Genomic DNA, 12,033 nt, shown 5'->3' with positions numbered 1-12,033 from the left:
AAGTGCGCTCTAGCAAAAACAAATACTTGCGAGCGTAACTGTCGAACTCGGGAGACCGGCGGCCATCGGGGAAGATGACCCACGGCGTGCGATCGGCCAACTGCTGCAGCACGATGTGCCCAGTTGGGTCTCTCGGTCTTCGCTACTGGTTCGCCCTTGTATTAGTGTATCCATATGGATACAATGCACCCATGAACACCTTCCTGCGTACGGACGAGTTCGACACCTGGCTTGCGGGCTTGAAGGACAACGTGGCACGGGCCCGTATCGTCCACCGCATCCGCTCTGCCGAGCACGGAAATTTTGGTGACTGTGAGCCGGTCGGCGACGGCGTTTCGGAAATGCGCATCCACGTCGGCCCCGGGTATCGCGCTTACTACACGCGACGTGGGGCAGTGATCTATCTGCTTCTGCTGGGTGGGGACAAGTCGTCGCAGAAGCGCGACATCAAACGTGCCATCGAGATGGCGCGGGCTTTGGACAAGGAGTGAACGATGGTCAAGACCGCCACCTTTGACGCTGCCGACTACCTGAACGATGAAGAAACCATCGCGGAGTATCTGACAGCAGCCCTGGAAGACCCAAACCCTGATGTGTTCCTCGCTGCCATTCGCGACGTAGCGCGCGCCCGTGGCATGGCGCAGCTCGCCAAGGATGCGGGACTGGGCCGCGAGAGCCTCTACAAGGCGCTCACGCCCGGCGCCAAGCCGCGCTATGACACGGTGCTCAAGCTGCTTCATGCCCTGGGCGTGAAGATCTCCGCAACGCCAGTGCATTCATGAGCCTTGCGGTGGCGCAGGCGGCGAGTCCCGGGCGATCGAGCGACGGAACCGCCCGCAGGCTCCACCCGAGTTTCGATCTCTGGCGCCTGCTCGGCCAAGTCCCATTCGGTACGCCTGCTCCCACACCCCTGCTGCTGGCACGATTCCTGTATCACTCGCCGCTGCGTTACACACCGATACGCCCGTCGTGCAGCGCCGAGGCCACCAGCCAGGCGTGCGCGCCCGACGCGGCGGCGCGGCGCAAGTCGGCCGCGTCGCGGATACCCCCGGCCCCGATCAGCCGCAGCTCCGGTCGCAGCGCCTGAACGCTGCGCAGGGTGTCGAGGTCGGGCCCCGCGTCGGCGCCCACTCGGTCGAGCGTCATCACGATCACGCGTGCGGGCCACCATTCGGGGTGGGCGTGGCAGCCGCCGGGGTCGAGCAGGCTGCCCTGGCGGCGATCGAGTGACAGAATGCAGTGCGCACGATGCGCCGCGAGGCAGCGGCGCGCGCGGTCGGCATCGGCCAGCGACTCGCTGGCGACGATCGGGGTGACGCGGGCGGCGTGCGCGCCGAGGCGCTGGCGGAAGGCGTCGATCGATTCGGCGTCGCGAAAGCCGCCGTCGACCCAGAGCTGCAGCGCGGGCAGGCCTTTGAGCAGCGCGTCCAGGATCTGGAACTGCAGGGCGCCGCCCATCAGCGCGTCGAGGTCGGCGATGTAGAGGGTGTCGCTCGCGGCACGATCGAGCAGGCGGGGCGCGAGCTCGAGCGGCGCGCTCGATTCACACAGGGACGACCGGATCGGCCGGTAGGCGCTGCGCTCGCCACGCACGCCGCGGACGACCTGGCCGGCCATCAGGTCGATGACGGGAATGAGCTGCATGACAAGGACTCGACGGATTCTGGTGCTCGAATTTATCAGCGCGGGCGGGCTGGGAGAAGCCGCGTCGGCCGAGCCGGCAGGCGCCGCCGGCGAGCCGCTGCTCGCCCAGGGGGTGCGCATGCGCGATGCGCTGCTGGGCGAGCTGAGCGCCCTGCCCGGCCTGGAGATCAGCGTTGCCGACGCGGGCCTGGCGCTGCTGCCCGCGTACCCGCCCATGAACGCACCCGCTGCGGCCGTGCAGCGCCTTTCCACCACCACCGGCGTCGCCGATCTGGCCGCCTGGTTGCGCGCGCAGCAGGCGGCCTTCGACCTGGTGTGGGTGATCGCACCCGAGACGGACGATTGCCTGCTCACGCTGTGCGAGGCGGTGGTCCCGGCGCGCTGGATCGGCTGCAGCGCCGACGCGATCCGGCTGGCGACCAGCAAGACGCGCACCCGCGAGCGCCTCGCCGAACAGGGCATTCCGACGCCGCAGGCGTGGGCGCCGGACCTGCCCGCGGTCGCGCAGCGGGGGCGCTGGGTGCTCAAGCCCGACGACGGCGCCGGCAGCGAGCACACCCGCGTGTTCACTGACTTCGCCGCCGCGCGCGCGGCGCTGGCCGCGGCCGTCGCGCCCGGTGGCCTTGGTGAGGCGCAGGCCGACGCCGGCCTCCCCCCCCGATGGACGCTCGAGGCCTGGGTCGAGGGCGAGGCGCTGAGCCTGTCGCTGCTGTGTGCCGCCGGGGGCGTCGAGGTGCTGAGCGTCAACCGCCAGCACCTGACCCTGGCGGCCGACGGCCAGCTCGGCTACGCCGGCGTCGACACCGGGATCGAGCCGGTCACGCCTGCGCTGCGCGACCTCGCCGAGCGCTGCGCCGCCGCGGTGCCCGGACTGGCCGGCTTCGTCGGCCTCGACCTCGTCCGCCAGCCCGACGGCCGGCTGTGCTTGATCGAGATCAACCCGCGCCTGACCTGCGCCTACGCCGGCCTCGCCGCCCCGCCGCCGGAGACCGCCAGGCCGCGCAGCCCCTCCGTGCGCCAGCGCACGCTCGCCGCCGACATCATTGCCGCCCACGACGCCGCATTTTCCAGCCAAGCCACCGGAACCGCCGATGCACCCCGCACACACGCCTGAGACGCCCGCCCCTGACACCGCAGCCGCCTCCGCCCGCGAGGCCGCGGCCGTCGCATCCTCGACCCCGGATGCCGGGGCCAGATGCGCGCCGCTGATCGGCTGGGACATCGGCGGCGCCCACGTCAAGGCCAGCCTGCTCGAGGGCGGCACCGTCACCGGCATCGGCCAGTGGGCCACGCCGCTGTGGAAGGGGCTGGCGCATCTGGACGAGGCGCTGCACGCCGCCCGCGCGCGCTGGCCCGCCTTCGCCCACGCCCGCCACGCGGTGACGATGACCGCCGAGATGACCGACCTCTTCCCCGACCGCGAGGCCGGCGTGCGCGCGCTGTGCGCGCACCTCGCCGACCGCCTCGGCGCGGCGACCCGCTTCTATGCCGGCGAGGCCGGCTGGCTGGACGCGGGCGCGGCGGCCGTGCAGTGGCCGGCGGTCGCCTCCGCCAACTGGCTCGCCACCGCCAGCCTGGTCGCGCGCACGCTGCCCGACGCCCTCCTGATCGACATCGGCAGCACCACCACCGACCTGATCCCGATCCGCGCCGGCCGCCCGGTCCCCTGCGGCCGCAGCGACGCCGCGCGGCTGGCGAGCGGCGAGCTGGTCTATCTCGGCGTGGTACGCAGCCCGCTGTGCGCGCTCGCGCGCCGCATCCGCTTTCGCGGCCAGGCCTACAACGTGATGAACGAGTTCTTCTCCACCACCGCCGACGTGTTCCGCCTCACCGGCGAGCTCGACCCCGCGCACGACCTCTATCCGCCGGCCGACGAGGGCGCACGCGACGCGGCGGGCAGCCGGCTGCGGCTGGCGCGCATGATCGGCCACGACGCACGCGACGCCAGCGCGGACGACTGGGCCGACTTCGCCCGCCGCTGGCGTGCGCTGATGCTGGCCGAGATCCGCCGCAACCTCGAGCGCGTGATCCGCGCCGCCGACCTGCCCGCCGATGCGCCCCTGGTCGGCGCCGGCTGCGGCGCCTTCCTGGTGGACGAGCTCGGCGAGGCGCTTGGCCACCCCTGGCTCGGCTTCGACCGCCTCGCCGCGGTCGATGGGGCCTGCGCCGACTGGGCCCGGGTGTGCGCGCCCAGCGTGGCGGTGGCGTGGCTGGCGGCGCAGCCCGCGCCCGCCGGCCTGGCGACGCGTCCGACGGAGGCCGCATGCTCGTCCTGAAGCTCGGCGGCAGCCTGATGCACGACCCGCTGCTGCCCGACTGGCTCGCCCTGTGCGCCGAGGCCGGTGGCGGCCGACTGGTGCTGGTACCGGGTGGCGGCGCCTTTGCCGACGCTGCCCGCGCCGCGCAGGCGCACTGGCGGGTGGACGACGTGAGCGCCCACAACATGGCGGTGCTCGGCATGGCGCAGTTCGCCCACCTGCTGCACGGTCTGGAGCCGCGCCTGCAACTGGCGGACAACGCCACCGCCATCCGTGCCGCGCTGCACGGCGGGCGGGTCGCCTTGTGGCTGCCGACCGAGCTGCAGCGCAGCCATGGCGACGAACTCACGAGCTGGGACGTCAGCGCCGACAGCCTGGCGGCCTGGCTCGCGCTGCAACTCGGCGCGCAGGGTCTGGTCCTGCTCAAGTCCTGCGCCCTGCCATCCGGACCCGGATTGCGTGACTGGCCCGCGCTGGCCGCCGACGGCATCGTCGACCGCCGCTTTCCGGACTTAGCCCGGGCTTGCAGCGGCGCCGGCATACGTATCGAGCTGCTCACGCGCGACGCGCTCGCCGGCTTGCGCGCCCTGCTCAGCGCGACAGATTCAGCGACTTCAACAACGGCGCCAGCAGCGTCTCCACGCGCATGATCTCCTCGTTCTCGCTGCCTTCCTTGTCGGCCGCCTCCTCGCTGCCTGGCGACGACGCCGTCGCAGCGCCGCTGGCCCCAGACTCCAGCGCGCGATAGCGCAGGCCGTCGAACACCACGCCGCGCGCGCGCCCGCCACCGCCGACAATCAGCGGCCGCCAGCCATTGACTTCGGAGAATCCGAGCCGCACCCGGCCGCCCGCATCGGGCAACATCCCGGCCAGCCGCGGCCGCCCCCCACTGTCACGCGTCAGCACATGCAGCGAGCAGGACACCTGCCGCGCTGCCTCGCGTCCGCACAGGCGCAGGATCAGTTCGCTGACCGCGTCCCGGTTGAGGTCGCCGCGCCACAGGGCGATGCTGGCCTCGGGGTCCGCGTGCAAGGCCTCGGCGCGCGCCCGCAGCACCAGTTCCACCGCCGCGCGCTCGAAGGCGACTTCGCGCTCGCTCGAGGGATCGGGTGCGCTCGCCCGCCCGCTGGAACCCGCAAGAATCCGATCAAGCGAGCGGAAGAAGGCCACCGCGTGCAGCATCTGGTTGCGGTGGCGGTGCACATAGGCCGGCAGCACGCGCTCGACCGGGGCAAAGCGCAACTGCATGATGCCCACCACCAGCCAGCGACCGTCGGCCTGGCGCTCGAGCACCGGCCCGCCCGACATGCCACTGCCGAAGGCGCAATCCACCGCCAGCAGCCCGGTCACCGGGCCGCTGTCGCGCACCCGGCAGCCCTCCTCGACCGCCACCCCGGCGCGGTTCCAGCCCGACGACGGGAAGCCGATCGTCATCAAGGGGCCGCGCGGCACGAGGTCGGCGGAAGTCGGGCGCAGGTACGGCAGGAAACCGTAGTCGCGGCCGACGCAATCCTCGAGCTCGAGGATCGCCCAGTCGCCGGTCATGCCGCGCGGCGCGCCGGGGTGATAGTTGCCATAGTCGACCACCCGCGCCGTGGTCCGGGTGCGAAAGCGCCCCGGCTTGGCCGGGTCCGGCCCGATGTAGAACTCGAGCGCGTGGCCTGGGCGCGGCCCGCTGGCGAGTTCTGCGCTGGCGATGGCCTGCGCATCGCGGAAGAAGGCCGAGTGGAAGGCCGTGAGGATGTGGCACTCGCCGACCAGGAAGGCGGTGCCGACCTGGCGGCGGGCATTGACCAGCACGCCGACCGAGCGCAGCAGGGGCTGGTCGGCGTCACGAAACTCGCGCTGATCGGTGACGAAGACATTGGCCGCCGCCTGCGGCGCATGCGCCAAACCGGCCCCCCAGACGAGGGCCACGGCCAGCATCGCGCCGAACCCAGGCCTCAGGCCGCGGCCGCCCCACGGGCGCACTGATCGCCGCACGCCCGCCATGCCGTCACCCCGGCACCAGATCCGACTGTCGCAACTGCGCCTGCAGCGCCTTCAGGCGCTGCGGATCGAGCCGCCCGGCACGCGAGCCCTCGCACACCGCGGTCCGAAAACCGACGAAATCCGGCCTCAGCACGGCCAGCTCATCGAGGTCATCGGCGCGCAGGGCCCCCGCCAGGCCCACCGCGACCTGCGCCGCGCGGGCTGCGGCGATGAACTGCCGCAGCTCGGCCGCAGCCACCCGCTGCAGCAGGCTGCCTGCCTGCTTGCCCTCGGTGTCGACCATCACCGCGGCATACGCCGGCCTGCACGCGGCATCGACCACGTCCACATCCAGGCCCTCATCGGCGAGCAGCACCGGCACCACTGCCAGCGGCAGTCGCGCCAGCGCCGTCAGCAGGGGCAGCGCCGCGGCACCGCGCCCCGGCACGCCCACCTTCACCAGGTCCACCCCGCTGGCGGCCACCAGGCGGACACGGTGCACGATGCGCGCCACCGCCTGCGCCGGCAGATCGCCGATCGTCGCGCTGATCAGCGGCGCGCCCACCGTGGCGCCACCACGGCCTGCGCGCAGGGCCGCGCAGATCGCCCGCAGCATCGGCAGCGGCAGGCCGCCGAGCGCCCCGGCTGCCGGATCCTTGAGGTCGATGAAGTCGACGCCGGCGCGCGCCGCCTCGAGCGCCTCGGGCACATCGCGCACACTGACCAGCATGCGCATCTCACGCCACTCCCGCAGCGTCGGCGTAGAAGCGCACGACCGCGCCGTAGAGCCAGTCCCAGGCTTCCTGTTCGCGCGGGCCGGCGGTCTTGTCGATGGCGATCTGCAGGTAGTCCATCTCGGTCTCGACCTTGCTGCGCGGCAGCATGCCGAGCCGGCTGACCAGCACCGCGCCCTCGATCACCGCCGCCTGCGCCCGATTGAAGCCGACAAAGGCGCCATGCTGCAGCTCGCGCCCGCGCCGCATGCGCAGCACGGGGCGCAAGGCGTCGTCCTGGTCGCCGCGCAGGCTGAGCTCGACATGGCCCAACGCGCCCTCCAGGCGGCGGCCATGGAAGCCTTCGAGCGGCCGCGTGGGCCAGTCGCGGCGGCCGGTGACGCAGCCGGCGAACACGCGCACGTCGGTGGTCAGGTTGAGCACCGCGCAGCGCGTGGCGAGGATGTTGTCCAGCGTCTTCGACGGCTTGAAGGGCATCAGGATGACGACGGCCTCGTCGCCCTCGCCCTCGTAGCGCACCCCCATCGGCGCCAGATGCACCTCGCCCGCGGGCGAGAGCGTGCTGACCACGGTTTCAAAGATCATTGTTCGGGCCTTTCGGGAACGGTTTCGGGTCGCACGGGCGGCGACCGCTTCTGTTTGGTCGAAGCCGGCGCGCACCAGGCAAGCAGGTCCTGCGCTGCGCGTTCGGTCGCGCAGCCCCAGGCCAGCGGCTGGTCCTGGGTGTAGCGCTTGCCGAGCGACCAGGCGATCTCGGCGCGCGCAAGCTCCACCCCCATGTAGAAAGCGTGGCCGCCGTCGTGCTCGAGCCCGAGCTTGGGCCACAGGGCGAAGGGCTCGACGTCGACGTGGTGGCCGTCACGGTTGTAGACATGCAGACCCTGCTCGGAGATCTGCACGCGGAAGTTCGGATCGCGCACCGCGGCGGCAGTCTCGCGGATCTCGGCCGGCGTGTCGGGGAAGGGGCGCTTGTCGTGCACCGTCATCAGCTCGTCGGACAGGCCCTTGGGCAGGCTGTGCGTCTCGCGCGCGGCATGCATGATGCGGCGCGCGATGTCGGCCTCGCGCACCGCACGCCGTGCATGGCCGCTGACCTCGGTGGTGAGCACGGCCGCCACGCGCAGCTCGGCGGCGATGCCGAACAGCACCGCGTTGATGCCGCTGGTGTCGGCCTCGGTGAGTTCGGTGACGTTGCCCACCCCCATCATGATCGCGAGCTCGGGGTAGCGCTCGCGCAGGCGCTGGTAGCGGCACAGCGAGGCGAGCAGGCCGAAGGGGATCGGGTCGAGGATGGCATCGGCCAGGAAGGGCCGGCCGCGCGCCAGCATGGCATCGACCGCCGCATGCAGCGAGGCCTCGTCCGAGGGTTCGCGCGGAATCAGCACCGGCGTCGAGGCCACCTCGTCAGCGATCCACAGGGTGTCGAGCGACATGCTCAGCAGGTAGTCGGCCCCAGCCCTGCCACCGCGCAGCAGCTCCTGCGGGTTGAGCGAATCGACCGACACCGCAAGTCCCTCGGCCTTCAGCGCGGCGACGCAGTCCTCCAGATGGGCGAACGGGGTCTCGGGCAGGCAGCCGAGGTCGATGACGTCGGCCCCGCAGGCGCGCAACTGGCGCGCGCGCGCCACGACGCCATCCACATCGAGCTGCGGCGCGTCGACGATCTCGGCGAAGACCCGCGTCTCGTAGTGCGACAGGTCCACCGCCCGCGCCGCGCGGTTGAAGTGGCGCGGCAGGTCCTTGAGCTCCTCGGGGCCGCGCTCGACCGGCACACCGAAGTGCGCGCTCAGGGCGTCGAGGTCGCCGCGGCAGCGGCCCGGCACCATCACGCGGTCGAAGCCGCTGACGTCATGCAGGCGGCGCGCGATCATGTCGGCGGTCATCAGCCCGGCCACCTGCAGACCGAGCTCGCGCACCTCCCAGCGAAAGGGCGCGGGCGTCATGCCGGCGAGCACCTTTTCCAGGCTGTGCTGCGCCAGGCGGCCGGTCAGGAAGAGGATGTGTTCCATGTCAGGGAGAGCGTATCGAGGCGCAGTTGCAGCGCGCGCTCGAGTTCTTCGGGGGATTCGACCACTTCGCAGAAGTCGATGCGGCGCAGGCGTTCGACGTTCTCGAGCTCGATGTTGCGCGGCTTGAGTTCGACCCACTCGCGCGGACTCTTGGTGATCACCACCGGGCGCATGTCGCAGGCGAGCACGATGCCCGGAATCTCGAGCTTGCCGGCCTGCGCGAAGATGTTGGTCGGCAGCGTATCGGAAATGCCGAAGGCGCACTTGGCCACGGTGTTGCTGGTCGCCGGGGCGACGATCACGGTGTGGTAGACGTCGTCGTAGAGCATGCCGACCGGTACCGAGCTCGCCGTCTTGTCGCGGAACACGCGGCAGCGCTCGCGCAACTCGGCGATGCGGTAGTCGTACAACGGCAGCACCTCCTCGGCCGCCGCGGACAGGAAGAGATCGACATCGGGCAGGCGCAGGGCGAGCTCGATGCACTCTTCCAGATAGTGGCCAGAGCCGGTCAGGGCCCAGGCAAAGCGGCTGCGGCGCGCGATGTCGCCGGCGGTGCCGCCGGTGGGCAGGCGGTAGTCCTCGTCATCGGGCTCGGCGCGGGATGGGTGGCGGTGCGGTGTTGCGGTGTGCGACATCGATGCTTCCGGTGGTTGGCGAAGGCGGCATGGCGCGGCGGCGGCACAGTGGCGGGCGCCCGCGGCCGATCGCGAGGGCAATGCTCGAGGGCCGTTTTGCGGGACGACGCTCGAGGGCATGTTCAGCAACTTGCGTGCCCGGTCGCCGGCGGCGGACCGGGGCAAGCGGCAAGACGGACGATTATAGTCACGCCGTCGCGGCGGCCCTTACCCCCTTGCCCCCCGTGCCCCCCTTGGCGGCTGCGGCCTCGCGCGAGCCAATCCAGTTGGCGCGGTTTTCGCTTCAAGACTCGACCCGAGGCTGCCCAGGCGGCACACTCACTGCCCACCCAGGATGGAGAACCCGACCTTGATTCCCCTGCACAGTCACCGCCCGATGTCCGATGCCTTGAACCTGCACGCCGCCCCTGAACACGAATCCATGGCCCAGGGCCTGGACATCATCTTCATCGACGGTTTCGTGGGTGAGACGGTGATCGGCATCCATCACGACGAGTTGCACGATACCCAGCCCGTGCGCATCGACCTTGCCGCCGGCCTGCCGCGCAGCCGCGCCTGCGACACCGACCACATCGGCGACACCATCGACTACGGCGAGGTACGCATCGCCCTGCGCGACATGATGTCCACGCACCGCTACCGCCTGCTCGAGGCCTTCTCCGAGGCCGTCGCCAGCCTGTTGCTGGGTCGCTTTGGTGCGCACTGGGTGCGCGTGCGCGTCACCAAGCCGCGCAAGTTCGAGGACGTCGACAGCGTCGGCGTGATGATCGAGCGCCGGCGCAAGCCGCAGCCCGAGCGCCGCGGCCCCGCCGAAGTGTTGAGCCTGCTCGGCGCCGGCATGGTGCCGGGCGAGCGCCGCTGAGACGCCTGCCCGGCCGCCGCAAGGCAGCGGGCGGCAGGCACAAAAAAGGCCGAAGCAGATGCTTCGGCCTTTTCGCTGCGGACGACCCGAGGGGCGCGGCGCGCTCCGCGGGTCGCAACCTGGCAGTTCAGCCTGCGGCGAACGGGTGGGCCGAACTGCCCTTCTTCGCCTGCACCTCGGCCGCGCTCGGTTCGCCATTGACCGCACGCTTGATGGCCTCGCGCGTGGCCTGGTAGTTGTAGTCCTGGATCTTCTTGTCATCCTCGGCGAGCCAGTGGATGAACACGCCGACGCAGATGAAGAGGTTGTCGGCCTCGGCCGCCGGGATGGTGCCGTCCTCGACGCTGTCGGCCACCGCCATGGCGACCGCGCGTTGGGCGGGGCCGAACATCTGTACGGCCTGCTTGGCGCCCTTGATGGTCACCTTGTTGAACAGAATCGTGGCCGGCTTGCACAGCAGGTTGGGCGCCACCACCGCCAGCAGCGAGGTGAAGCCGTCCTTGTTGTTCGTCAGCGCAGTGGCGAAAGCCGTTTCGGCAGCACTGCCCCGCGGACCGAGAATGAGGTCGATGTGCGCGACTTCGTTCCCGTCACCGACCAGGGATTCCCCTACGAGCATGCGATCGATCTTTGCCATTCTTGTTTCTCCATTCGATGTGGTTGTATGGCTGTCCCTGAGGCAGCCAGCTGTCCGGTGGCGGGTGCGGTGCCGGACACCCGCTCATGCAATACAGAAACCGTGCCAGCTCGAGACCCGGCCCCGCTTCGCCGCCGAGTTTTCTCGCCCAGGCGCGCACGGGCCGCCGATCCACCTGCAAATACGCCGACTTGATGCGCTTTTCGGCCCCGGTGCGATGCGGCAGACGCCGCACACGTCCCCCGGCGTGCCCCCTGCCCACCGCAATCGCGCGCCCGCAGGTGTTCAGCGAGCGGCAAAGCGCCGATACACCTGATCAAAAATGACACACCTGTGCCACGCCGCGATCGAGTGCCAGGCCAAGCCGCCGCGCCAGCAGATCGTCCACCAGGGACTGTGCGATGTCGAACTCGGTGACCCGCTGCAGGCCGCGCCAGGCGGCGACGCCGTTGACCTCGATGACCTGGGCGCCGGCGGCATGGCGGCCATCGGGCACCAGGTCGACGCCGCCGTAATCCATGCCCAGGGCCCCTGCGGCCGCCTCGGCGAGCGCGGCCAGGCCGGGCTCGAGCACACAGCGCACGCAGCGCGCGCCCTGCGCCACATTGCGCACCCAGTGGCCGCTGACGCGCTTCATCGCCGCGCATGCGCGCCCGCCGACCACCAGCACGCGCCAGTCGAAGCCGGGCGCGGCAGCGGATTCCGGCTGCGGCACGAAGCGCTGCAGGTAAGCCAGCCCGCCCAGCCCCGCCAGCGCCGGCAAGGGTAAAAAGGCGCCATCGACCAGCCCGACCCGCTGCAGACCCTTGCCCTGCGAGCCGAACATCGGCTTGAGCACCAGACTGTGGCCGGCCGAGGCCTCGCGCATGACGATGCGGCGGGCCTGCGCCTCGTCCTCCAGCGCCCAGGCGGGCGGCGTGGGCACGCCGGCGCGATGCAGCAGGAAGCTGGTCATGGCCTTGTCCACGCTGCGCTCGATGGCGCGCGCATCGTTATAGACCGGCACGCCCATCTCGCGCAGCGCGTGCAGGATGCCCAGGCGCTTGGTGATCTGCTCCAGGCTGCCGCCGGCGATGCCGCGCACGACGGCCGCGCACGGCAGCGCCTTGCCGAAGCCCGGGGTCAGCAGCCCGTGGGGCGAGGCCGCGGTGTCGAAGCGGCAGTCGGCGAGGTCCACGCAGCGGCCCTCGAAGCCGCGCCGCGCCAGCGCCTGGCGCAGGCGGCGGGTGTGCCAGCCGGTCTCGTCGGTGAAGATGGCGACGCGCAGGGGGTCGTGCAGCACC

At 71.4% G+C, this 12,033-nt stretch carries 14 protein-coding genes; 6 read left to right on the top strand and 8 right to left on the bottom strand.

What is annotated here, in order from left to right:
• Positions 1 to 191 precede the first annotated feature (191 nt).
• Positions 192 to 491, top strand: a complete 300-nt coding sequence (locus PLC66_RS18085; protein WP_324543060.1) for a type II toxin-antitoxin system RelE/ParE family toxin — start codon at positions 192 to 194, stop codon at positions 489 to 491.
• A gap of 3 nt (positions 492 to 494) precedes the next feature.
• On the top strand, positions 495 to 782 hold the full coding sequence (locus tag PLC66_RS18080; RefSeq protein WP_324543058.1) for an addiction module antidote protein: 288 nt from the start codon (positions 495 to 497) through the stop codon (positions 780 to 782).
• A 166-nt stretch (positions 783 to 948) separates the two neighbouring features.
• Here the strand turns inward: PLC66_RS18080 and PLC66_RS18075 are convergent, their stop codons facing one another.
• Positions 949 to 1,644 carry a HisA/HisF-related TIM barrel protein gene (locus PLC66_RS18075; protein ID WP_324543056.1) on the bottom strand — a complete coding sequence of 232 codons (696 nt, stop codon included), beginning with the start codon at positions 1,642 to 1,644 and terminating at the stop codon, positions 949 to 951.
• On the opposite strand from PLC66_RS18075, the gene PLC66_RS18070 reads away from it, so the two are divergent.
• Genes PLC66_RS18070 through PLC66_RS18060 form a run of 3 tightly spaced genes read left to right on the top strand, consistent with a single transcriptional unit; the run spans position 1,643 to position 4,552 of the window.
• Positions 1,643 to 2,758, top strand: coding sequence for an ATP-grasp domain-containing protein (locus PLC66_RS18070; RefSeq protein ID WP_324543054.1), 1,116 nt, complete (start codon positions 1,643 to 1,645; stop codon positions 2,756 to 2,758). The genes PLC66_RS18075 and PLC66_RS18070 overlap by 2 nt on opposite strands.
• Positions 2,736 to 3,920 (top strand): hydantoinase/oxoprolinase family protein, encoded by a 1,185-nt coding sequence (locus PLC66_RS18065; protein ID WP_324543051.1) that lies wholly within the window; start codon positions 2,736 to 2,738, stop codon positions 3,918 to 3,920. The genes PLC66_RS18070 and PLC66_RS18065 overlap by 23 nt, the downstream gene beginning before the upstream one ends.
• Positions 3,908 to 4,552 carry an amino acid kinase family protein gene (locus PLC66_RS18060; RefSeq protein ID WP_324543049.1) on the top strand — a complete coding sequence of 215 codons (645 nt, stop codon included), beginning with the start codon at positions 3,908 to 3,910 and terminating at the stop codon, positions 4,550 to 4,552. The genes PLC66_RS18065 and PLC66_RS18060 overlap by 13 nt, the downstream gene beginning before the upstream one ends.
• Here PLC66_RS18060 and PLC66_RS18055 read toward each other — a convergent pair.
• The 5 genes from PLC66_RS18055 to PLC66_RS18035 form a co-directional block, all read right to left on the bottom strand.
• A complete protein-coding gene (locus PLC66_RS18055) occupies positions 4,494 to 5,819 on the bottom strand; it encodes a trypsin-like serine peptidase (protein ID WP_324543047.1) in 1,326 nt (441 codons plus the stop codon). The two genes, PLC66_RS18060 and PLC66_RS18055, sit on opposite strands and share 59 nt — an antisense overlap.
• A 79-nt stretch (positions 5,820 to 5,898) precedes the next feature.
• A complete protein-coding gene (locus tag PLC66_RS18050; protein ID WP_324543045.1) occupies positions 5,899 to 6,609 on the bottom strand; it encodes a (5-formylfuran-3-yl)methyl phosphate synthase in 711 nt (236 codons plus the stop codon).
• Between the two features lies 1 nt (position 6,610).
• Complete coding sequence (locus PLC66_RS18045; protein ID WP_324543043.1) at positions 6,611 to 7,192, bottom strand: DUF447 domain-containing protein; 582 nt, start codon at positions 7,190 to 7,192, stop codon at positions 6,611 to 6,613.
• Entirely contained in the window at positions 7,189 to 8,616 is a 1,428-nt protein-coding gene (locus tag PLC66_RS18040) for a DUF6513 domain-containing protein (RefSeq protein WP_324543041.1), read from the bottom strand. The genes PLC66_RS18045 and PLC66_RS18040 overlap by 4 nt, the downstream gene beginning before the upstream one ends.
• Complete coding sequence (locus PLC66_RS18035) at positions 8,595 to 9,251, bottom strand: flavoprotein (protein WP_324543039.1); 657 nt, start codon at positions 9,249 to 9,251, stop codon at positions 8,595 to 8,597. The genes PLC66_RS18040 and PLC66_RS18035 overlap by 22 nt, the downstream gene beginning before the upstream one ends.
• Positions 9,252 to 9,600: 349 nt before the next feature.
• Here PLC66_RS18035 and PLC66_RS18030 point away from each other — a divergent pair, with 349 nt between their 5' ends.
• Positions 9,601 to 10,113: a dihydroneopterin aldolase gene (locus PLC66_RS18030; protein WP_324543037.1), complete on the top strand. Its 513-nt coding sequence runs from the start codon at positions 9,601 to 9,603 to the stop codon at positions 10,111 to 10,113.
• 127 nt (positions 10,114 to 10,240) lie between these two features.
• On the opposite strand, the gene fae is transcribed toward PLC66_RS18030, so the two are convergent.
• Positions 10,241 to 10,750, bottom strand: a complete 510-nt coding sequence (gene fae, locus PLC66_RS18025) for a formaldehyde-activating enzyme (protein ID WP_324543035.1) — start codon at positions 10,748 to 10,750, stop codon at positions 10,241 to 10,243.
• Positions 10,751 to 11,066: 316 nt separating this feature from the next.
• Entirely contained in the window at positions 11,067 to 12,032 is a 966-nt protein-coding gene (locus PLC66_RS18020; protein WP_324543033.1) for an ATP-grasp domain-containing protein, read from the bottom strand.
• Between the last annotated feature and the right edge of the window lies 1 nt (position 12,033).

Origin of the sequence: Thauera sp. (genome assembly GCF_035444905.1) — a bacterium.
In the GTDB taxonomy this organism is placed as follows: Bacteria; Pseudomonadota; Gammaproteobacteria; order Burkholderiales; family Rhodocyclaceae; genus Thauera.
This window is presented reverse-complemented; position numbering and strand designations above follow the sequence as displayed.